General features: G+C 75.5%; 22 protein-coding genes. 11 read left to right on the forward strand and 11 right to left on the reverse strand.

Features of this window, described 5'->3' with window-relative positions:
* Positions 1–15: 15 nt before the first annotated feature.
* Positions 16–1,350 (reverse strand): FUSC family protein, encoded by a 1,335-nt coding sequence (locus RKE38_RS04245; RefSeq protein WP_316006202.1) that lies wholly within the window; start codon positions 1,348–1,350, stop codon positions 16–18.
* 73 nt (positions 1,351–1,423) lie between these two features.
* Here RKE38_RS04245 and RKE38_RS04250 point away from each other — a divergent pair, with 73 nt between their 5' ends.
* Positions 1,424–2,278 carry a uracil-DNA glycosylase gene (locus RKE38_RS04250; protein ID WP_316006203.1) on the forward strand — a complete coding sequence of 285 codons (855 nt, stop codon included), beginning with the start codon at positions 1,424–1,426 and terminating at the stop codon, positions 2,276–2,278.
* A gap of 7 nt (positions 2,279–2,285) precedes the next feature.
* On the forward strand, positions 2,286–2,855 hold the full coding sequence (locus tag RKE38_RS04255; protein ID WP_316006204.1) for a GNAT family N-acetyltransferase: 570 nt from the start codon (positions 2,286–2,288) through the stop codon (positions 2,853–2,855).
* A gap of 15 nt (positions 2,856–2,870) precedes the next feature.
* On the opposite strand, the gene RKE38_RS04260 is transcribed toward RKE38_RS04255, so the two are convergent.
* Both RKE38_RS04260 and RKE38_RS04265 read right to left on the reverse strand, forming a co-directional pair.
* The gene (locus RKE38_RS04260) at positions 2,871–4,250 is read right to left on the reverse strand and encodes a HAMP domain-containing sensor histidine kinase (protein ID WP_316006205.1); all 1,380 of its coding nucleotides are present in this window, start codon (positions 4,248–4,250) and stop codon (positions 2,871–2,873) included.
* Complete coding sequence (locus tag RKE38_RS04265; protein WP_316006206.1) at positions 4,247–4,939, reverse strand: response regulator transcription factor; 693 nt, start codon at positions 4,937–4,939, stop codon at positions 4,247–4,249. Before RKE38_RS04265 ends, RKE38_RS04260 begins: the two co-directional genes overlap by 4 nt.
* A 159-nt stretch (positions 4,940–5,098) precedes the next feature.
* Here RKE38_RS04265 and RKE38_RS04270 point away from each other — a divergent pair, with 159 nt between their 5' ends.
* The 3 genes from RKE38_RS04270 (at position 5,099) to RKE38_RS04280 (ending at position 8,495) form a co-directional block, all read left to right on the forward strand.
* Positions 5,099–6,259: a hypothetical protein gene (locus tag RKE38_RS04270; RefSeq protein WP_316006207.1), complete on the forward strand. Its 1,161-nt coding sequence runs from the start codon at positions 5,099–5,101 to the stop codon at positions 6,257–6,259.
* Between the two features lie 10 nt (positions 6,260–6,269).
* Entirely contained in the window at positions 6,270–7,250 is a 981-nt protein-coding gene (locus RKE38_RS04275; protein ID WP_316006208.1) for a quinone oxidoreductase, read from the forward strand.
* Positions 7,251–7,340: 90 nt separating this feature from the next.
* The gene (locus RKE38_RS04280; protein WP_316006209.1) at positions 7,341–8,495 is read left to right on the forward strand and encodes a DNA polymerase IV; all 1,155 of its coding nucleotides are present in this window, start codon (positions 7,341–7,343) and stop codon (positions 8,493–8,495) included.
* Positions 8,496–8,554: 59 nt separating this feature from the next.
* Here RKE38_RS04280 and RKE38_RS04285 read toward each other — a convergent pair whose 3' ends face one another.
* The 3 genes from RKE38_RS04285 to RKE38_RS04295 all read right to left on the reverse strand — a co-directional run bounded on the left by RKE38_RS04285 (position 8,555) and on the right by RKE38_RS04295 (position 11,011).
* Positions 8,555–8,917, reverse strand: coding sequence for a hypothetical protein (locus tag RKE38_RS04285; protein WP_310150111.1), 363 nt, complete (start codon positions 8,915–8,917; stop codon positions 8,555–8,557).
* A 95-nt stretch (positions 8,918–9,012) separates the two neighbouring features.
* Entirely contained in the window at positions 9,013–9,690 is a 678-nt protein-coding gene (locus RKE38_RS04290; RefSeq protein WP_310150114.1) for a response regulator transcription factor, read from the reverse strand.
* Positions 9,677–11,011: a PspC domain-containing protein gene (locus RKE38_RS04295; protein ID WP_316006210.1), complete on the reverse strand. Its 1,335-nt coding sequence runs from the start codon at positions 11,009–11,011 to the stop codon at positions 9,677–9,679. The genes RKE38_RS04290 and RKE38_RS04295 overlap by 14 nt, the downstream gene beginning before the upstream one ends.
* Before the next feature lie 125 nt (positions 11,012–11,136).
* On the opposite strand from RKE38_RS04295, the gene RKE38_RS04300 reads away from it, so the two are divergent.
* A complete protein-coding gene (locus RKE38_RS04300) occupies positions 11,137–12,543 on the forward strand; it encodes a PspC domain-containing protein (protein ID WP_316006211.1) in 1,407 nt (468 codons plus the stop codon).
* A 5-nt stretch (positions 12,544–12,548) separates the two neighbouring features.
* On the forward strand, positions 12,549–12,968 hold the full coding sequence (locus RKE38_RS04305) for a hypothetical protein (RefSeq protein WP_316006212.1): 420 nt from the start codon (positions 12,549–12,551) through the stop codon (positions 12,966–12,968).
* Between the two features lie 29 nt (positions 12,969–12,997).
* Here RKE38_RS04305 and RKE38_RS04310 read toward each other — a convergent pair whose 3' ends face one another.
* The gene (locus tag RKE38_RS04310) at positions 12,998–13,654 is read right to left on the reverse strand and encodes a response regulator transcription factor (RefSeq protein WP_316006213.1); all 657 of its coding nucleotides are present in this window, start codon (positions 13,652–13,654) and stop codon (positions 12,998–13,000) included.
* A complete protein-coding gene (locus RKE38_RS04315) occupies positions 13,651–14,775 on the reverse strand; it encodes a sensor histidine kinase (protein ID WP_316006214.1) in 1,125 nt (374 codons plus the stop codon). Before RKE38_RS04315 ends, RKE38_RS04310 begins: the two co-directional genes overlap by 4 nt.
* A 177-nt stretch (positions 14,776–14,952) precedes the next feature.
* On the opposite strand from RKE38_RS04315, the gene RKE38_RS04320 reads away from it, so the two are divergent.
* Entirely contained in the window at positions 14,953–15,681 is a 729-nt protein-coding gene (locus tag RKE38_RS04320) for a hypothetical protein (protein ID WP_316006215.1), read from the forward strand.
* A gap of 34 nt (positions 15,682–15,715) precedes the next feature.
* On the opposite strand, the gene RKE38_RS04325 is transcribed toward RKE38_RS04320, so the two are convergent.
* Both RKE38_RS04325 and RKE38_RS04330 read right to left on the reverse strand, forming a co-directional pair.
* Positions 15,716–16,411 carry an NUDIX hydrolase gene (locus RKE38_RS04325; RefSeq protein WP_316006216.1) on the reverse strand — a complete coding sequence of 232 codons (696 nt, stop codon included), beginning with the start codon at positions 16,409–16,411 and terminating at the stop codon, positions 15,716–15,718.
* Positions 16,408–17,559 (reverse strand): glycosyltransferase, encoded by a 1,152-nt coding sequence (locus RKE38_RS04330; RefSeq protein ID WP_316006217.1) that lies wholly within the window; start codon positions 17,557–17,559, stop codon positions 16,408–16,410. The genes RKE38_RS04325 and RKE38_RS04330 overlap by 4 nt, the downstream gene beginning before the upstream one ends.
* 34 nt (positions 17,560–17,593) lie before the next feature.
* Here RKE38_RS04330 and RKE38_RS04335 point away from each other — a divergent pair, with 34 nt between their 5' ends.
* Genes RKE38_RS04335 through RKE38_RS04345 form a run of 3 tightly spaced genes read left to right on the forward strand, consistent with a single transcriptional unit; the run spans position 17,594 to position 19,973 of the window.
* A complete protein-coding gene (locus RKE38_RS04335) occupies positions 17,594–18,415 on the forward strand; it encodes a PIG-L deacetylase family protein (RefSeq protein ID WP_316006218.1) in 822 nt (273 codons plus the stop codon).
* Positions 18,412–19,479, forward strand: coding sequence for a lysylphosphatidylglycerol synthase transmembrane domain-containing protein (locus RKE38_RS04340; protein ID WP_316006219.1), 1,068 nt, complete (start codon positions 18,412–18,414; stop codon positions 19,477–19,479). Before RKE38_RS04335 ends, RKE38_RS04340 begins: the two co-directional genes overlap by 4 nt.
* A complete protein-coding gene (locus RKE38_RS04345; protein ID WP_316006220.1) occupies positions 19,476–19,973 on the forward strand; it encodes a hypothetical protein in 498 nt (165 codons plus the stop codon). The genes RKE38_RS04340 and RKE38_RS04345 overlap by 4 nt, the downstream gene beginning before the upstream one ends.
* Positions 19,974–20,201: 228 nt before the next feature.
* Here the strand turns inward: RKE38_RS04345 and RKE38_RS04350 are convergent, their stop codons facing one another.
* The gene (locus tag RKE38_RS04350; protein WP_316006221.1) at positions 20,202–20,921 is read right to left on the reverse strand and encodes a 4a-hydroxytetrahydrobiopterin dehydratase; all 720 of its coding nucleotides are present in this window, start codon (positions 20,919–20,921) and stop codon (positions 20,202–20,204) included.
* Positions 20,922–20,997 lie beyond the last annotated feature (76 nt).

Consider the following 20,997-nt stretch of genomic DNA (forward strand, 5'->3'; position numbering starts at 1 on the left):
GCGCGGCGACGCGGCTCAGCGGGGGTGGTCGCGGCCGGTGGGTGCGGAGACGGCATCGGGCGCGTCGGCCCACCCACCGGTGCGGCGGACCCGCGCCCGGGGCAGGGCCTCGCGCACGAGCGGGGCGACCACGGCGATCGGGGCCGGGCGCTGCCACGCGGCCCGCAGCCGGGCCCGGCGCTCGAGGTCGAGCTGGACGAGCACCTGCTCGACGGCCGCGAGCACGGAGCCGCGCAGCAGCCACAGCTCGAGGCGCCCCTCGGGCCGGCTGGTGAGCAGCTCGGTGAGGATCGCCCGCGTCTCGCGCAGGATCTCCAGGCTCTCCGCGAGCGCCTCCTCCGCCCGCTCCTCGGCCCCGCCCGCCTCGGCGTGGACGAGGCGCCCGTAGGCGCGCAGGCAGTCGCCGATGTCCGCGAGGACCACGGAGAAGGCCAGCCGCGCGTCCTCGTCGAACGCGTCGTCCGCGTGCTCCTCCGCCCGCTCGTCCTCGTCCGGCGGGAGCTCGGCGAGGATCACGGTGAACAGCGCCCGGATCGCCAGCACGGTCGCCTCCAGCCGGTCCAGGCCCTCCCGGAGCCCCGGCTCCACGTCGGCCGTCGTCAGGGCCCTCGGGTTGAACCGTCGCCCCTCCTTGACCTGCGTGACGATCGTGGAAGCCTCCGCCACCTGCGAGGCGACCCCCCGGGTCTCGTCGGCCCAGCGCTCGACCTCCGCCCGGCGCAGGCGCTCGGTCGCCATGGACCTCGATGCGCCGTCGAGGCAGTCAGCCGTGGCGTACGCGACGCGCAGCACCGCCACCCCGGCCCGGCCGGTGGGCACCGCCGACGGCAGCACGAGGTTGAACAGCACGCCGACGGCGGCTCCCACGAGGGTGAGGGCGACCCGGGCCTCGGCGGCGACGTCGGGCGACCCGACCGCGAGGATGAGCATCGCGCTGATGGGCACCTCGAGCGCCTGCTCGCCGAGCCGGAAGACCCTGGCGAGGAACAGGGACGCGGCGATGACCGCAGCGAGGCTCCACCACGACAGCCCGGCGAGGGAGGAGAACCCCACCGCGACGAGCACCCCGGTCAGGACGGCGCCGACCCGCAGCAGGCTCATGCGCAGCGTCGAGAACGCCGACGCCTGGACGACGAGCAGGGCCGTCAGGGGTGCGGTGAGGTCGACGGAGATTCCCGTCACCTGGCGGGCGATGAGCCACGCGACGACGGCCGCAGAGGTCAGCCGCAGCACCCAGGACCCGGTCGGCCGCAGCCGTGCGGGCACGTCCCGCCAGCGCGTCGGCCGCCCCGGCCACGCCCGGTCGGCGGCAGCCGACAGCCCCGCGCGCACCCGGCTCCTGTTCGCCATCCCGGAAGGGTGTCACGGCCCACGCCGGTGCGACAGGCGGGCGCCATGCCGGCGCCCCGTCTACCGTGGCCGGGTGGCCGAGACACAGCAGGACGCACCCGGGCCGCTGGAGCCGCACCCTCTGACCGGCGACCTGTTCCCCTCCCCCGTCCCGCCCGGCACGGGCTGGCCCGGCGACCCGGCCACCGCCGCCACCCCCGTCGCGAACGGACCGGCCGACGTGGTCCGCCTCGCGAACGAGGCGACCACCGTCGGGGAGCTCGACGCGCGGGTCTCGGTCTGCCGCGCCTGCCCGCGCCTCGTCCATTGGCGCGAGGGCGTCGCCACCGCGGGCCGGCGCGCCTCGTTCGCCGACCAGCCGTACTGGGGCCGGCCCGGTCCGGGCTTCGGCGACCCGGAGGCCGAGCGGATGATCGTCGGCCTGGCCCCCGCCGCCAACGGCACCAACCGCACCGGGCGCATGTTCACCGGCGACCGCTCCGGCGACTGGCTGTATGCCGCGCTGCACCGCGCCGGGTACGCCACCCAACCCACCTCGGTGGCCGCCGGCGACGGGCTCGAGCTCCATGGCATACGGATCGTGGCGACGGTGCGCTGCGCCCCGCCGGCGAACAAGCCCACGACGACCGAGAAGGCGACGTGCGCGCCGTGGCTGGACCGCGACCTGCAGCTGGCGGCACCGCGGCTGCGCACGATGATGGCGCTGGGGTCGATCGGCTGGGACGCCACCCTCGGCGCGGCCCGCCGGCTCGGGTGGACGGTGCCACGCCCCAAGCCACGCTTCGGCCACGGCGCCGAGACCCTGCTCGGGCTGCCCGACGGACGGGAGGTCCGACTGGTCGGCTGCTACCACGTGAGCCAGCAGAACACCTTCACCGGCAAGCTCACCGAGGCCATGCTCGACGCCGCGATCGCCCGACTGCGATAGTGCCCGGGTGGTCCTGCTCGCCACCCCGCACGTCCGGTTCCACCGCTCCTTCCTCGAGGCGGCGGACGAGTTCCGGGCGGCCGGGCAGCACCAGTACGACGGGATCCTCGACTGGCCGCCGGAGGGCGACTTCCCCGGCCTGCGGTTCACCCGCGAGGGACTCGAGGACCCGGACGAGTTCCGGCGCCTGGTGGACAACCGCACCGGGGACGAGCACCCGGGAAGCCTGCGGCCGCCAGGCTGGACCACGGCCACGCACTGGTGGCTCGAGGACCCCGACGAGGCCGACCGCTTCGTCGGCGCGATCTCGTTGCGGCACAACATCACCCACCCGCTGCTCGCGACCGTCGGCGGCCACGTCGGCTACGGCGTCCGGCCCTCCGCCAGGCGGCGCGGGTTCGCGAGCGACGCCCTGCGGCAGGTCGTCCCCCTGGCCGCCCGGCGCGGCATCGCACGGCTGCTCGTGACCTGCGACCTCGACAACACCGCCTCGGCCCGTGTCATCGAGTCGTGCGGCGGGGTGCTCGAGGGCGAGCTCCAGGGCAAGCGCCGCTACTGGATCGACACCGCCGGCTGAGACCGGGCAACCCCTTCAGGCGGCGGGGGCGGGCGCCTGGCCGCCGACGAGCGGCAGCCGGACCCGGAAGCAGGACCCGCCCTCGGGCGCGACGTCCGCCTCGACCCGTCCGCCCATCCCGGTCACCAGCTCGTGCACGAGCGCCAGGCCCAGCCCCGTCCCGACGGGCCGCACGCCCCGGTACCGGTCGTGCAGGGCCGACCGCTCGAAGGCGACCGCCCGGTCCTCCTCGGTGAGTCCCGGGCCACCGTCACGCACCTCCAGCACCGCCTCGGCCCCCTCGACCCGCAGCGCCAGCACGAGCGGCCGCCCCGCGGGCGTGACGCGGAGCGCGTTCTCGGCCAGCCCGTCGACGACCTGCCGCACGCGGGCCGGGTCTGCCACCACGTCCACGGCGCCGGGCGCGCGCTCCAGGCCGAAGGTCAGGCCCTCGGCCTGGCACCGCCGCCCCCACACCTGCCCGGCGGCGTCCACGAGGGTCCCGAGGTCGAACGGCCCGAGGTCGTACCGGAAGTCGTCCGCGCCGACCCGGGCGAGGTCGAGCAGGTCGGAGACCAGCCGCTCCAGCCGTGAGGACTCGGCGACGATCGTCGCGCCGGCCGCGGGCACCGCCGGCCCCGTGGCGACCCCGTCGGCGAGCGCCTCGCCGAACCCGCGGATCGCGGTCAGCGGCGTGCGCAGCTCGTGCGAGACGGACATCAGGAACTGCCGCTGCCTGCGCTCGCTGTGCTCGAGCGCCTCGGCGAGGGCGTTGAGCGAGGCGCCGACCTCCGCCAGCTCCGCCGGCCCCTCGGGCATGACCCGCACCGATCGCTCGCCCGACGCCAGCCGGTGGGCCGCGGCCGCCGTCCGGCGCAACGGCGCGGCCAGGCGCCGCGCGAACGGCACCGCCACCCCGACCGCGACCACCAGACCGATGACGAGGGCGAGGAGCACCCGGTCGAAGAGCCGCAGCGTCTGCCCGATCGCGAGGTCGGTGCGCTGCGCGAGCACCACGACCTGACCCGAGGCCAGGGGGCGGACCTCGACGAGCACCTGGCGACCGTCGACGCGCAGGGTGCGCGAGACCTCCTGGTCCCGCTCCCCCTGAGGCAGCCGGGTGTATGCCGTCCGGGCCAGCGGGTCGCCGACCAGTCGTCCGGTCGTGGTGAGCCAGGCGACGGGGGTGTCCTGGCGCCGGACCACGCGCAGGGACGGGCCGATGTCGGCGGGGCGGCTCGCGTCGAGGATGGCCGCGACGAGGTCGGCCTTGCTGTGCAACGCCTTCCGGGCCTGGGACTGGTCGGCGGACCGGACGAGCCCGAGCGAGACGAGGGCGGCCACGACGACGGCGACCGTGGCGACGGCCGCCATCGCCACCACGGTGCGGCGCTCGAGCTCCCCCGGCCGCCTCACGGGCGCTCCACGCCGTAGCCGACGCCCCGGACCGTCCGGATGGGGCTGGCCCCGCCCAGCTTCGAGCGCAGCTGCGCCACGTGGACGTCGACCGTGCGCGAGCCGTCGTCCGCCGGGTAGCCCCACACCGCGGACAGCAGCTCGGCTCGCGTGTAGACCCGTCCGGGCCGGGCCATGAGGTGGGCCAGCAGGTCGAACTCGGTGGTGGTGAGCGCCACAGGTGACCCGTCGACGGTCGCCCGCCGGGTGTCCGGCTCGAGCACGACGGCGCCGACCGCGAGGCGCGGCGCCGGGGCCGCTGCGGCGTCGCGGGCCCGCTGCTGGCGGCGGACGAGCGAGCGGACGCGCGCGGCGAGCTCCCGGGGCGAGTACGGCTTCGTGACGTAGTCGTCGGCCCCCAGCTCGAGGCCGAGGATCCGGTCCACCTCGTCGTCACGGGCGGTGACGAAGACGACCGGCGTCCAGTCGTCGGCCGCCCGGAGTCGGCGGCAGACCTCGATGCCGTCCACGGGCCCCGGCAGCCCGATGTCGAGCAGCACGACGTCGACGCCGCCGGCGGCGAGGCGGTCGAGGGCCGCGACGCCGTCGCCGACGAGGACGACGTCGTGCCCGTCGCGCTCGAGGTAGAGCCGGGCGACCTCGGCGATGGCCGGCTCGTCCTCGACGAGCAGCACCCTGGTCGCGGTCATCGGCGGGGTCCCATGGCGCAACGCTGGCGGACGCGCCGGTGCCGCGGCAAGGCCGACGCGGCGGTCGGCGGCGATCGAGAGGGCTTCGCGCCCGAACCCGAACACTCCCCGAACATTCCCGTCACACTCCCCGCACACGGCAGGGGCACCGTTGCCGGCATGACAACGCGCACGCTCCTCGTCCGGTGCGCCGCCCTGCTCACTGCCGGTGCGGCCCTCGTCCACGTCGGTGTCGCCGGCCAGCACTTCTCGGAGTGGTGGGCCGCGGGACTGTTCTTCCTCGTCGTCGCCGCTGCGCAGATCGGGTGGGCCCTGTGGGTCTGGTCGCGCCCGGCGACGCGCACGATCCTCCTGGCGGGGGCCGCCGGCTCGGTGGCGCTGGTCCTGCTCTGGGTGGTGTCCCGCACGAGCGGGCTGCCGTTCGGCCCGGGGGCCGGCGTTGCCGAGCGGGTCGGTGCGGCCGACGTCGTCTGTGGGGTGCTCGAGGTGCTGGCCGCGGCACTCGCGGTCGTCGCCACCGCGACCGAGCGGCAGCCGCGCCTCGCCGGCCCGGCGCCCCGCCGGGCTGCGGGCATCACGGCCGGCGTGGCGGCTCTAGTCGTCCTCGCCGGCGGGACGGCCCTCGCGTCCCCGACGCACGACCACACCGACCTCGCGGCCTCCGCGACCGCCGGCCACGACCACGCGGCGGACGCCGGCTCCGGTGCCGGCACCGCCGGTGGCTCCGGCCACCACCACGACGTCCCCAACCTGCCGGACACCTCGAAGGCCACCGCCGCGCAGACCGCGGCCGCACGGGACCTGCTGCAGCGCACCATCGCCGCGACGGCGGCATACCGCGACCCGGCCGTCGCGACGAAGGCGGGCTTCGACGTCCAGGCCGCCTACGAGCGGAAGCTGGCGAAGCTCGAGGCCGCCGGGCGCGCGCCCAAGGACGGCCGGGTCATGGCGATCCACGTGCCCAACAAGGCCAACCGCACGGACGGCCGCATCCTCGACCCGACCAAGCCGGAGACGCTCGTCTACGCCCGCACGGCCCAGGGGAAGTTCGAGCTCGTCGGCGTCATGTTCACGGCCGAGAAGCAGACCCCGCCGGCGCTCTACCAGCCGTACCTGCGGTGGCACACGCACACGTTCTGCGTCGGCGGCGGCAAGCCCAAGGTCAAGCCGGAGAACGGTTCCTGCCCGGCCGGCACGACCGAGCGCGAGTCCGGCGCGATGACCCACGTGTGGTTCGTCAGCCCCGACCAGCTGGCCCAGGCGTTCGCCCGCAAGCCCCCGGTCAAGGCCCTGGTCGCCTACCAGAAGTCGCTCGCCTAGGGTCGCTCCCATGACCACGGCCCGCGCGCTCCTCGTCCCCCGCACCGGCGACTCCTCCGTCCTGGAGGTGCGGGAGGTCGAGGTGCCGCCGCCCGGTCCCGGCGAGGTGCAGGTCGAGGTGGCCGCGGTCGGCGTCAACTTCATCGACGTCTACCAGCGCCAGGGCGTCTACCCGCTGCAGACGCCGTTCGTCGCCTGCTCCGAGGGCGCCGGCACCGTGACCGGGATCGGCGACGGCGTGACCGAGGTCGCCGTGGGCGACCGGGTCGCGTGGGGGCAGGGCCTCGGGGCGGCTGCCACGGTGGCGAACCGCGCCGTGGACTCCCTGGTGCCGGTGCCCGAGGGTCTCGGCCTCGACGTGGCCGCCGCGGCCATGCTCCAGGGCATGACCGCGCACTACCTCGTCACGAGCACGTATGCCGTGCACGAGGGCACGAGCGCGCTGGTCCACGCCGCCGCCGGCGGGGTGGGACAGCTGCTCGTGCAGATGATCACGGCCAGGGGCGGCCGCGTCATCGCGACAGCCGGCTCGGCGGACAAGCTCGAGATCGCGCGGCGGCTCGGCGCGGCCGCCACGATCGACTACACGCAGTCGTCCGACCTCGCCGCCGAGGTGCGGAAGGCCAACGGGGACAAGGGAGTCGACGTCGTCTACGACGGCGTCGGCAAGTCGACGTTCGACGCCTCGCTGGCCTCGCTGCGGCCCCGCGGGATGATGGTGCTCTTCGGCGGGGCGAGCGGACAGGTGCCGCCGTTCGACATCCAGCGGCTCAACTCCGGCGGCTCGCTCTTCCTGACCCGGCCGACGCTCGGCCACTACATCGCGACGCGCGAGGAGCTGCTGGAGCGCGGCACCTCCGTCCTCGGAGACCTGGCCTCCGGCGCGCTCGAGCTCGAGATCGGCGGCCGGTACTCCTTCGACGACGCCAAGGAGGCGTACGACGACCTCGAGGGCCGGCGCACGACCGGCAAGCTGCTGCTCGTCCCCTGACGGTCGTCGACGCGCGGGACCGGCGTCGACGCGCGGGACCGGCGTGCGGGCGCCCTGCACCAGCCGCGCGCGTCGGTGGTGCAGGGCAGGATGGGCAGCGTGACCACCTCGCCCACGGCCCGGCCGTGGGTGCTGCACGTCGACCTCGACCAGTTCCTCGCGGCGGTCGAGGTGCTGCGGCACCCCGAGCTCGCCGGGCTGCCCGTGGTCGTGGGCGGCCGGGGCGACCCGACCGAGCGGGCCGTGGTGTCGACCGCGTCGTACGAGGCGCGCGCGTTCGGCGTGCGGTCGGGGATGCCGCTCAAGACGGCGGTGCGCAAGTGCCCCGACGCGGTGTTCCTCCCCGTCGACGCCCCGGTCTACGAGGAGGCGTCGGCGCGGGTGATGGAGACGCTGCGGGCGGTGCCGGGCGCCGTTGTCGAGGTGCTCGGCTGGGACGAGGCGTTCCTGGGCGTGACGACCGCGGACCCGGTGGCGTGCGCGGAGTCGATCCGTGCCGCCGTGCTCGAGGCGACCGGGCTGCACTGCTCGGTCGGGATCGGCGACACCAAGGTCCGCGCGAAGATCGCGACCGACTTCGGCAAGCCGCAGGGCGTCTACCAGCTCACCCGGGACAACTGGTTCGAGGTCATGGGAGAGCGGCCCACGACCGCCCTGTGGGGCGTGGGCACGCGCATCGCCGCCCGGTTGGCGAGCCACGGCTACCGGACGGTGCAGGAGCTCGCCGACGCCGATGAGGCCGTCCTCGTCGCCGAGTTCGGACCGGCCATGGGGCCGCACTACGGCCGCCTCGGGCGCGGGGTCTCCTCCGCGCGGGTCGACGACACCCCGTGGGTCGCCCGGGCGCACGGCCGCGAGATGACCTACCAGACGAACCTCGCCTCGCCGCAGGAGGTCGCGGACGCGATCTCCGCCCTCGCCGCCCAGGTCGTCGAGGACATCCGGGCCGAGGGGCGTCCGTGCCAGCGGGTCGGCCTCAAGGTGCGGTTCGCGCCGTTTTTCACGACGAACCGCATCCGCAAGCTCACCACCCCTACCTTCGACCCGGAGGTCATCGCCACGACGGCGCTCGAGCTCTTCACCGCCCTCGAGGACGAGCGCCCGGTGCGGCTCCTCGGCGTGCGCGCCGAGATGGTGCCGCCCGAGGGCGGGTATGCCGACCCGCGCAGCACCGGGCGCGGCGGCCCGAGCGCGCGGGGCGCGGGGACGGCCGGCGCCACCGACGAGGTCACGCCCGAGCGGTGAGGCGCCGGTGCGTCCTGGGGACGCGCTGCGGCGATGCCCTCAGCAGGCGGTCGTGCGGGTCAGCTCCAGAGCGCGGCGACGAGCACGTTGAGGACGCCGAGGCCACCGGCGGCCATGACGAGGCCGCGGGTCGACTGTCCGCCCCGACGGCCACGGGCGCGGGCGATCTCGATGCAGGCCAGGGCCGCGATCGCCACGACGAGCTTGACCCCGATCTTGGCGTGGTTGAGGTCCTCACCGAGCGAGGACACGGACTCGGCCAGGCCGACGAGCAGCAGGCCGGTGACGAGCTGGGCCCGGGCACCCCAGGCCATGAGCTCCACGGTGTCGTGACCCCTCCACGCGAACGCCGCCCAGCCGCCGACGAGGGCGGCCATGCCGAGCAGGTGGAGCACGACGAGGAGGTTGTAGACGAAGCTCATGGCGCCACCCTAACCGGGCGGCCTGGGCGCGCCGACGCGGCTCAGCGCGAGGAGAGTGCTCGGCGGGACGGACCCGCCCGACGCGAGGATGCGCCTCAGAGCAGGCGGCGACCCATGGCCCAGGCGGTGAGCTCGTGCCGCGAGGAGAGCTGGAGCTTGCGCAGCACCGAGGAGACGTGGGTCTCCACCGTCTTCACCGAGATGAAGAGCTCCTTGGCGACCTCCTTGTACTGGTAGCCGCGGGCGATCAGCCGCATCACCTCGCGCTCGCGCGCGCTGAGCCGGTCCAGCTCCTCGTCGACCTCCGCGATCTCGCCTGCTGCGGCGCCGAACGCGTCGAGGACGAACCCCGCCAGCCGGGGCGAGAACACCGCGTCCCCGTCGGCGACCCGGCGGATCGCGCGGGTGAGGTCGGTCGCGTTGATGGTCTTGGTGACGTAGCCGCGGGCACCCGCGCGGATCACGGCGATGACGTCCTCGGCGGCGTCGGAGACGGACAGGGCGAGGAACCGCACCGGCTGGCCGCCGGCCGTCTCGAGGCCGCGACAGCCGTGGAGGACGTCGACCCCGCCGTTGCCGTTGCCCCCGGGCAGGTGCACGTCGAGCAGCACGACCGCCGGCCGCGTCTCGCGGATCACGGCGACCGCCGTGTCGACGTCGGGCGCCTCGCCGACGATGTCGACGGTCTCGCCGATCTCGGCCCGCACCCCCGACCGGAACATCCGGTGGTCGTCGACGAGGACGACCGGCACTCGGGTCTCAGGCGTGTTCATTGCTCTCCTCCGGGACGTCTGCTGCCACGGGCGGCAGCGTGAAGCTCACCTCGGTGCCCTGCTCGAGCCGGCGGACCCGCGCGGTCCCGCCGTGCCGCTCCATCCTGCCGAGGATCGAGCCGCGGACGCCGAGCCGGTCGTCCGGGACGTCGTCGAGCTCGAAACCGGGACCGTGGTCGCGGACGAACGCCTCCACCCCCGCCGGCCCCACCTCGAGGTAGAGGGACACCGGGGGCTCGCCGTGGCGCACGGCGTTGAGCAGGGCCTCGCGGACGGCCCGCGCGAGCGCCCGCCCGCCGTCGTCGAGGGGCCGGTCGCCGGTGGACACCACGTCGATCGGGGTGCCGTGGAGGTCCTCGACCTCGTGCGCGGCCTCGGCCACCGCGGCAGCCAGCGTCGCCTCGGAGTCGGAGGGCCCGGCATACAGCCACGAACGCAGCTCGCGCTCCTGGGCGCGCGCCAGCTGGGTGACCGCGCCGGGGTCGTCGGCCTTGCGCTGGATCAGCGCGAGCGTCTGCAGGACCGAGTCGTGCAGGTGGGCCGCGATGTCCGCGCGCTCGGTGGCACGGGCGGCCTCCGCCTGCTCGTGCCGCAGGTCCTGCCAGAGCCGCAGGCCCCACGGCGCCGCGATGAGCGCGACACCGGCGAGCACGGCGACGACGGCCGCGCCGATGTCCCACATGGCCGACAGCGAGCGCCCGCGCGTCGCCATGATGACCAGGCCGGCGAGCGCCAGGACGCCGCCGAAGACGAACCGGGCGGTGCTGAACCGGCGGGTGCCCGACTCCGACCCGAGCCACCGGCCCCGCTGCGCCTCGTCGAGCTGCGACCACGCGATGACCGCACCGACGGCCACGACGAGGAGGGGCGCGAGGATGCCCAGGCGGGCGTTGAAGCCGGCGTTCTGGGCGATGACGACGAGGCCGGCCAGCAGGACGAGGCCACCGACGACCAGGACACGGGTGGCGTCACGCTCCCCCTCCTCGGCCCGGGCCTCCTCGGGGTCGACCTGCGAGGGCGCGACCGGGACGGCTGCGGGGTCGATGGTGCGCCGGCCGCCACGAACCACGCCGTCCCGCGACTGCGGGGACAGCGCCCACAGGAACACGTAGGCGACCAGGCCGGCACCGGTCGGGATGCTGGTGAGGACGAACGCCGCCCGCACCCACCACACCGGCCAGCCGAGGTGGTCGGCGAGCCCGGCGGCCACGCCCGCGATGACCTTGCCCTCGACGGGACGGCTGAAGACGCGCCGGGCGGCGCGGCGCTCGGCGGTCCTCGCCTCCTGCGTGGTCGCAGGTCGCTCGTACGGGGTGGGCATGTCCTCATCCTGACGCACGCGCGAGCCGAAACCGAGCGGAACAGGGGTCGCCCGGGGCTGCTTCAGGGTCGGTTCAGGGTCGACCCTCATGGCAGCGCCCGCGCCCGGTCGACAGCATGGTCGGTATGACGCAGACCCCTGGGCCGGCCGCCGGCCCCACCGCCGCACCCGCCTCCGGGCTGGACCGGTTCTTCGACTGGCTCCGGTCCATCGACCTCCGCCGCGACGGCGAGGAGAAGTGGCTGGCCGGCGTCTGCTCCGGCATCGCCACCCGACTCGGCGTCGACCCCATCGTGATCCGCGCGGCCCTCGTGCTGCTCGTCCTCATGGGCGGCATCGGCATCACCGTCTACCTCATCGCGTGGGCCTTCATCCCCAACAACCGCGAGGAGATCGTCGCCGAGCGCGCGATCCGCCAGGGCGACGTCCTCGGCATCATCCTGCTCGTCGTCATCGGGCTCTCCCTCATCGGCGGCCCCGGCATCGGCCACGACAACGGGTTCGTCTGGTTCTGGTGGGTCGCCATCCCGGTGGCCGTGGTCGTCTGGCTCGTGGCCCGCCACCGCGACGGCAGGCCCGCGCACGGTTCCGCGACCCCCGCGGGCGGGACCGGGTACGCCGCGGGCGGCACCGGGACCGCCGCGGGCGGCACCGGGACCGCCGCGGGCGGCACCGGGCACACCGCGGGTGCGACGCCGTCCGCCTCCGCGACGGCCCCCGGCTCCACGGCAGGACCCGAACCGATGGCGTATGCCGCGCCGTCGGCCACGGCCACCGCCGACCACCCGGCCTGGCCGCCGCAGGGTCCGGTGCCGCCGGCGCCCGTCGCGCCGCGGCCGCCCAGGGCTCCCCGCCCCCCGCGCCGTCGCAGTGCCGGCTTCGTCGGCGCCCTGCTCGTCGGCGGCCTGGCCCTGGCGGTCTACGGCCTCACCCTGTGGCTGCACGACGCCAACTCCTGGCCCGGCAGCGACGAGACCGTCGCCCTCGCCGCCTCGCTCGCCGTGTTCGGCGTGGCCCTGGTCGGCCTCGGGCTGGCCGGCTACCGGGCCGGGCTCACCGCCTTCGTCGCCATCGTGCTGGCGTTCAGCACCTGGAGCGCCTCGGTGGTGCCGAACCTCAACCTCGGCGGCGGGATCGGCGACCGGGTGTGGCGACCCGCGGCGACCGACACCAACCCCCGGTACCGCCTGGGCATCGGCTCGGCCGAGCTGGACCTCACCGACGCCGCCAACGACCCCTCGACCCCGGCTCGAGTCGACGCCCGCGTCGGCATCGGCGAGCTGCGGATCCGCATCCCGAAGGACCTGACCGTCGAGGTGCGCAGCGAGGTCGGCGCGGGCGACATCTCCCGCACCGACCCCACCCCGGACGTGTTCCCCGGATCGCCTTCGGACAGCGACCTCTTCAACAGCTCGAGCTCCGTCCGCGACGGACGCAACGTCAGCACCACCCAGACCTTCGGCAGCGGCACCCCCGACGTCGTCGTCGATGCCCACGTCGGCCTCGGCCAGATCCTCATCGGCAAGGAGTGACTCCCGTGACCACCCCCATCCCCGGCAGCGCCGGAGACCCCCAGGACCCGCAGCCCACGGGCAGCGACCCCACCCGCGAGATCGAGCTGGACCAGACCGGCCCGGTGCAGCCCTCGGCCGACAGCCGGGTGTTCGGCACCGCGCAGGCGGGCGCCCACGAACAGCCGGCGCCGGCTGCCTGGGACGCCCCGACGAGCGTCGAGCGCGAGGAGCCGCAGCGACCCTCGGGGCCGCACCTGCCGCCGGTCCTGCTCGGCATCGTGTGCCTCGCGATCGCGGGTCTGGCCATCTGGCAGGAGGTGACCGACGTCCAGGTCGACTGGGGCAACGTCGGCCCGCTCGGGATCGTCGCCATCGGCGCCCTGCTCGTGCTGCTCGGCCTGGTCGGGCTGCTCGGCTCGCGCCGCCGGGGCCGGACGAGCTGACCCTCCACGGCGGTGGCCGCGAACCGCGGTCACCGCCGTTCTGGCGCCCGGAGGCCGGCCTCCCGGGCCAGGACCACCGCCTGGACCCGGTCGCGCAGGTCGAGCTTGGCGAAGAGGTGCCGGACGTGCGTCTTGACCGTCGCCATGCTGATGACCAGCTCCTGGGCGATCTCGGCGTTGCTGCGGCCCGCCCCGATGAGGGCGAGCACCTCGCGCTCGCGGTCGCTGAGCGAGGCGAGCACTGCGGCCAGCTCTCCCGGCACCGGTGGGCTGACGCGGTAGTGGTCCAGGACGCGGGCCAGGACGGTGGGCGCGACGACGGGCTCACCGGCCGCCGCCCGGCGCACGGCGTCGACGAGTCGCTCGGCGGTGACGTCCTTGAGCAGGAACCCCACCGCACCGGCCCGCAGCGCGTCGGCGACGTGCTCGTCGAGGTCGAACGTCGTGAGCACGAGCACCCGGCTCGCCCCGCCCGCTGCGGTGATCCGCCGGGTCGCCTCGACCCCGTCGACCCCGGGCATGCGCACGTCCATGAGGACGACGTCGGGCTGCAGCGCCGCGACGGCCTCCACGGCGCTGGCACCGTCGGCGGCCTCGCCCACCACCTCGACGCCGCCGAGCTCCAGGATCATCCGCAGGCCGGTCCGCACGAGGTCCTGGTCGTCGACGAGCAGGACCCGGGTCACGCCGGCACCCGGTCGCTGCCCGGGGCACGGACCACCGGCAGCGTCACGCGCAGCTCGAAGCCCCCGTCGGTGGCGTCCACGGCATACGTCCCGCCGAGCAGCTCGGCGCGATGGCGTATGCCGGTGAGCCCGCGGCCGTCGTGGACCGGGCCCCGGCCGGGGCGGGCGTTCCGGGCGGTCACGGCCACCTCGGTGGGGCCCCAGTCGACCCCGATCGCGACGTGCTCACCCGGCGCGTGCCGGGCGGCGTTGGTCAGGCACTCCTGCACGACGCGGTGGACGGCCAGCCCGGCCGCCGACTGCTCGGAGCCGGGCGTGCCCGTGACCGTGAGGGCGTTGGGCACGCCCGCGGCGCGGGCCCGGCCGGCCAGCTCCACCACCCCGCCGACCGCGTGGCCGTCGCGCCCAGGGGCCAGCAGGTCGACGACGCCTCGCACCTCCGCGAGCGCGCGGTGCGCGGTGGAGCGGATCGTCTCGACCGGCTCCGCCGCGAGGTCCGGCCTCAGCCTGAGGGCCTGCGAGGCCGCCTCCGCCTGGATCGCGATGAGGGTGAGCTCGTGGCCCACGACGTCGTGCAGCTCCTGCGCGATGCGGGCGCGCTCGGCGCCCACGGCCGCCTCCTCGGCCCGGAGCCGTTCCTCCCGGAGCTGGTCCGTGAGGGCGGCCAGCGCCTCGTTCTGGCCCCGAAGGTGGCGGACCAGCCGGCCCGCGAGCACCGGCGCCACCACGACCAGCACGGCACCGACCGCCGCGACCGGCAGCTCCGGCCCCAGCAGGGTGCCTACGGCCGACGCCGTCGCCGCCCACGCCGTGGTGAGGCCAACGGCCAGCCGCGGCCGGCCACGGTCGCCGAGGGCGAAGAACTGCAGCACGACCACGACGAACCCCAGCACCGGGTAGCCCTCCAGCGGCACGAGCCAGAAGGCCGAGGACACCAGCGCCGACTCGACCGGGAAGGTGCGCCGCCACGCCAGTGGGAGCGTCGACCCCAGCACGTAGAGGACGCCCGTCGCCGGCCCGGCGATCGGCACGACGACCAGCTGGGCGAGCCCTGCGAGCGTGAGCGCGAGCGCGAGGGCGGCGTCGAGCCTCGTGCTCCTGATCCGCTCGACAGCGCCCACGGCCCGAAGCCTAGGGACGACCGGCACCCGCGCACATCAGCCCGTGGGATGACGCGGGAGGGCTCGCCGGGACGACCCGGGTGCAGACCCCGGGTCGATGTGGCGGCCGGGCGGCGATTCCTACCGTCGACCAGCGGGGCGCAGACCTGCCCCGCCCACCGACGAGAGGACACCACGATGACCGCCACGACCCAGCCGACCGATGCGCTGCTGCACCTGCCTGCGCCGGCGCCGACCGAACCGGAGGCCGACCCCACCCGCCACCCGCTCACGCGGCTCAGCACCTGGTTCGGCGTGGCCTTCGCGGGGTGCCAGCTCGCGGTGATGGTGGTCATGGCCACCGTGGTGCTGCCCCAGGCGGGCTCACCCGGCGACCCGGCCCTCGCGCGCGGCCAGCGGGTGCTCGACGCCCAGGGCTCCTACCGCCTCGGCAACTTCGCCTTCGTCCTCGCCGGCACCCTGCTGCTCGGCTTCCTCGGCGCAGTCGTCGCGCACCTGCGCCGGGCCGACAGGTCGGGCACGCTCGCCACGGTGGCGGGCGCGGCCGGTGCGCTGCTCGCGCTGGTCTGGCCGCTGGGCGGGGTGCTCCACGACGTGGCGCTCGAGACGGCTGCGAGCGGGACGGACCTGCGCATCCTCGCGGGGTGGGACTCGATCGCGCCCTTCGCCCTCGCGTTCTCGGCACTCCCCCGGGTGTTCTTCCTCGGTGCCGTGGTCCTCGGGCTCCGCGCCGCCGGGTCGGCGCCGTGGCTGCAGCGGACCGGGCTCGTGCTCATCCCGCTGGCGCTCGTCGGCAGCGCCACCCTCGTGACCGGCGCCCTGTTCCCCCTGCTCGCCCTCAGCACCCTCGGGTACGAGCTGTGGGTCGGCGCCGTGGCCGTGCACTGGCTGCGGTCCACCCGCTGAACCCGGGCGGCCGGTCCCACCGGGGACCGGTCGCTCAGCCCGAGAGCCAGCGGGTCAGGGAGGTGGCGAAGCCGGTGAGCGCGCACGCGCCCACCTCCTCGCGCGCCACCCACCGCACCGACGCCGTCGATCCGCCCACGTCGTGCACGACGGGGTCGGTCGGGTCCGGGCACCACGCGGCATACACGACCCGCACGGCGTGGAAGTCCTCCAGCCGGCCGCTCGGCGCCCGGCCGACCCAGTGCGAGGTGGTCACCTCGAGCAGCTCGGGGGCGTCGACGCGCTGGCCGCTCTCCTCCCAGACCTCGCGGTGCAGGGCGGCCAGCGGCGACTCCCCCGGGTCGAGGCCGCCACCGGGCAGGGTCCACCGGCCCGGTGCGGCGGTGCGCTCGGACAGCTCGGTGAGCAGGACCCCGCGCACGCTCGTCACGACGCCGTACGCGGCAGTGCGCTGGTAGGGCTCGGGCCGCTCGTCCTCGCCGACCACGAGACCGGGGTCGGTCGGGACCGCTCGCGCCCCGGCGGTGGTCGGGGTGGCGGCCGCGACGGCATACCGCAGCTCCATCACGCCGCCGACGAGGTCGGCCGACTCCACGTGCAGCACCGCCCAGCCGCGACGAGCCAGCTCGCGCACGGGGTCCGCGCCGTGGGCCAGGGCGAAGCGGTCGACCTCGCGTCCCGGCCCGGTGGCCGCGACGACGGCGATGGGGACGGAGTGCGGCGCGCTCACGGGCCGGCCGCCCGGGCGTACTCCCGCTCGGCGAGAGCGGCCACCGCCGGCCAGTCCTGGGCGGGCGGCTGCGTGCGGTTGGTCGTCGCGATCGTCCGACGCAGCCCCTCGTCGCGGACCAGCCGGGCGAGCGCCCGCGCGAGCTCGTCGTCGTCGTCGCCCAGCAGGCCGTTCACGCCGTCGACGACGAAGTCGCCCACGCCCGTGTCGCGCCGCGCGACCACGGGCAGGCCGGCGGTCCGCGCCTCCAGGGCGGCGATGCCGAACGCCTCGAGGCGCGCGGGCGTGAGGTAGACGTCGCTGTCCCAGTAGGCGGCGCGGAGCTCCTCGCGTCCGACGCGCCCGGGCAGGCTGACCCAGTCGCCGAGGTCGTGGTGGTGGACGTACGCCTCGAGCCGTCGGCGCTCCGGGCCCTCCCCGAACAGGGTGAGCGACATCCGTGCGCCGGCGGGAGCGAGCTGGCGGGCGCGGTGGGCGACCTGGAGGACCGCCAGGGGACGCTTGCGCGCGGCGAAGCGCATCGCCGCGACCACCCGCACGGGACGGGCCGCCTCCCTCGCCTCCCCCGCGGCACCCGCGTGGCCGGGCGGCCCGGGAGCGCGCCAGTGCTCCACGTCGATGCCGTTGGGGAACACGTGCACGGGCACGTCGTGGCCCACCACGCCGGCGACGTTCGCCGCGGCCACGCTCGACACCGCCGACAGCGCGGCCCCCCGGGCCCCCCAGCGCCGGGCCTGCCCCAGCACGCGGAACAGCGGTGCCGAACGGTCCATCAGGCAGTGCCACGTGATCGCGGCCGGCAGGTCCAGGCCCAGCGCGACCCGCACCATGTCGGTGGCGAAGGGGCTCACCACGCCCATGTGCACGTGGGCGACGTCGAACCCGCCCTCGGCGAGGCGGCGGCGGACCTCCGGCGGGGCGAGCGGGTTGACGGGCAGCTCGAACGGCAGCCGGACGGCCATGCGGTGGACCGGCACGCCGTCGACCGGCCGCACGACCCCGTGCCGCTCGCCGCGCGGTCCAGGGGTGGCCGTGAACACCTCGACCTCGTGACCCCGCGCGCGCAGGTGGGCGGCCAGGTCGTGCGTCTGGACCTCGATCCCGCCCAGGCGGGGCAGGTAACAGTCGGTCAGGAGGGCCACCTTCACGATCAAGAGCCTCCCATGCGACAGGATGGCCGTGATGACCCCCACGCTGGTGGCGTTCCACGCCCACCCGGACGACGAGGCCCTGCTGACGTCCGGCACCCTCGCGCGCGCCGCGGCGGAGGGTCACCGGGTCGTCGTGGTGGTCGCGACCGACGGCGACCTCGGCCTGACCTCGTCGGAGTACGCCGCCGACGGCCGGCTCGGTGAGCGGCGGCTGGAGGAGCTGCGCCGCTCGGCGAGCGCCCTGCGGGTCGCACGGGTCGTCTACCTCGGGTACGCCGACAGCGGCCTCGGCCCCGAGACCCACCCCGACCCGCCGGGCCGCGTGCGCTTCGTCCGCGCGCCGCTGGAGGAGGCGGCCTCGCGGCTGGCGCAGGTGCTCACCGAGGAGCGGGCGGCGGTGCTGCTCACCTACGACCGCAACGGGGGCTACGGCCACCGCGACCACGTGCGGGTCCACGAGGTGGGGGCCCGCGCGGCCGAGCTGGCCGGGACGCCGCGCGTGCTGCAGGCGACCGTCCCCCGCGACACCATCGCGCGGGCGGTGGACCTCGCCGCGAAAGTGTACCGGTTCCCGCCGGAGTTCGACCGGGACTCGTTCAAGCGCGCCTTCAGCGCCCGCTCCGAGATCACCCACCGCGTCCCCGTGTGGCGGTATGCCGCCCAGAAGCGTGCGTCGATGCGTGCCCACGCGTCGCAGTCCAGCGCCGACGACGGGGCCGACCGCACGCTCGCGGCGTTCCTGCGGATCCCGCGCCCGCTGTTCGACCTGGTGTTCGGGCGCGAGTGGTTCGTCGACGCCGCGCAAGCCCCGGGGATGCCGGTGAGCCGGGACGTGTTCGAGGGCCTCGGGTGAGCACGGTGGTGGTCACGGAGCCGACGAGGAGCCGCAACCGGGTGCGACGGGTCGCCCAGGCGGTGCTCGGGCTCGGCCTCGCGGCGGCCCTGCTGATCTGGGGCCTGCCGTACTTCGGCAAGACGACGTGGTCGCACGTGTGGGAGGTGCTGACGCGGGTGCCCGCGAGCACCGCCCTGCTCCTGCTCGGCGGCGTGGTGGTGGGCCTGTACTGCTACACGTTCACGCTGACCGCGTCGATGCACGGCCTCAGGCACTGGCAGGCGCTCATCGTCAACGTCGCGGGCTCGTCCGTCGGCAACCTGCTGCCCGGCGGCGGGGCAGTCGGCCTGGCTGCGACGTACACCATCTGCCGGTCGTGGGGGTTCTCCCGGCGCGAGATCTCGACGTCGGCGATCGTCACCGGCGTGTGGAACGTCCTCGCGCGGATCGCCTTGCCGTTGCTGGCGATCGTGGGCCTGTATGCCGGGACCGACCCGGACGTGCCGCGCGCCCTCGGGGACGCCGCCCTGGCAGGAGCCCTCACGGGGTCGCTCCTGTTCGGCGCGTTCGTCGCGATCCTCGTGTCCGAGCGGGCGGCCGTCGCGATCGGGCAGGGCATCGACCGGGTCCTGGGCCGCCTCTGGCGCCGGCGCTCGATGAGCGTGCACGACCTGGTCGTCGACCTCCGCGCCCGCATCAGCGACATCGTCCGGACCGGCTGGATCTCCATGACCCTCGGGCTCGTGGGGTTCTTCGGCGTGTACTACGGGATCTTCCTCGTGTGCATGCACGTGACCGGCGTGCACCTGTTCTACGGGCAGCTGTTCGCGGCGTACGCCATAGGCCGGCTCGCCACCGCGGTCGGCGTCACCCCCGGCGGCTTGGGCATCACCGAGTCGGTCACCGCAGCGGCGCTCGTCGCGTGGGGCGCCGAGCCCGACGCGGCGGTCGCGGGAGCGGTGCTGTTCTCGGCATACACGCACTTCATGGAGATCCCGCTCGGTGCGCTCGGCTGGGCAGCCTGGACGCTGAGCCCGAAGAAGGAGCCCGTCGACGACGTGCCCCTGGAGCAGACGACGTGAGCGGCACGGGCGACGTGAGCGGCGCGGGCGACGTGAGCGGCGCGGGCGAACCAGGCGAGGCGAGCCCCGAGGCCGGGCGCCCGAGCAGCGACGCGGGCGAGCGCGCCGACTACCACGTGCGCATGCAGGAGCAGCGCCGGGCGCGGGAGTCGGCCAAGGCGCAGGTGCTGCTCGACGAGTTCGTCCGCACGGCGACCGAGCGCGGGCTGGCGACCACGGAGCTCACTGCGCGGACGTGGAAGGGCACGAGCCGCTACCGCACGGGTGTCCGCGGCTGGTACCTGCGGCTCGACCGCTCCGTGGGGGTCGACCCCGACGGGCGCTACTACTCCCTGCTGGTGCCGCCACGGTCGCTGGCCCGGTTCCGCGGCGTCGAGGTGGCACCGAGCGACCCGCCGCTGCAGGTGGGCGAGGGCGCGCGCGACGGGGAGTCCGTCACCCTCGCCGAGCTGCTGCGGCTGCGGCTCGAGGCCGGCGACGACTTCGTCGACTGACTGCGGCGACTCAGCGCGGAGGTCGTCGGGCGCGGGCCACGCGTGTCGGCCGCCAGCTGGGGCCAGCCCCAGCCGGCCCGTGGCCGGCTGGGGCCGGCCCGTGGTGGCATCGCCCCATGACCGGCATCCGCCGGTGGTCAGTATCCGCCGGCGACCGGCATCCACCGGTGGTCGGCATCCGCCGGTGGTCGGCATCCGCCGGTGGTCGGTGTCCGCCGGTGGCCGGTGTCAGTCCGTGCTGGCGGCGGAGGTGTCCACGCAGAGGACTCCCCGGTTGCCGTCCGGGTCGGCGATGACGGTGAGCCCGGGCGACTCGCTGTCGTCGACGACGGTGCCACCTGCGGCGACAGCCGCGGCGATGCGCGCCTCGACCGCCTCGGGCGGCACGTAGACCTCGAGGTGGAACCGTTGGCGCGGCCCCTCGTCGTTCTGGCCGTCGCCGTCGCCGTCGCCGAACCACAGGTTCGGCACGCGCCCGGTGGCGTCCCGGACCTCGTCGCCCGGGGTGCCCCGGCCCTGGGCTCCGGCGTCCCCGGTCAGCAGGGCGGCCCAGACCGGTGCGACAGCCGCCGAGCGCGCGGTGTCGAGGCCGAGCTCGACCTCGCTCACCGAGGCCGGGTCTGCCCGGAGCCCGTGGTCGCCTGCGATCTCGGTGACCCGGCGAGCCAGGTCGACGTCCTGCTGGGTCACCCACTCGACGACGTGCTCAGTGCCCTCGTCGTCGCGGTAGATCGCGTCGTCGCTGACGAGCTCGAGGTCGACGTACCCCGTACCCATCGCCACCCGCGGGTGGTGCCCCAGCGCGTCACCGGCCTCCCCCACCACCGCCAGGAACCGCACGGCTGCGCCGAAGTCGTCGACGAGGTACCTGGCATGCAGGCCCTGCGCCAGCTTGCGCCACTCGGTCAGGTTCGCCTCGGCGATCTGCTTCCCCCTCAACATGTCCATGCCCCGGCACCCTAACGCCGATCCAGCCGCCCAGGCGGTTTCACGACGTGGCCGCCAACTGCTGTCGGCCGGGTCC

Source organism: Phycicoccus sp. M110.8 (genome assembly GCF_032464895.1).
Classification (GTDB): Bacteria; Actinomycetota; Actinomycetes; order Actinomycetales; family Dermatophilaceae; genus Pedococcus.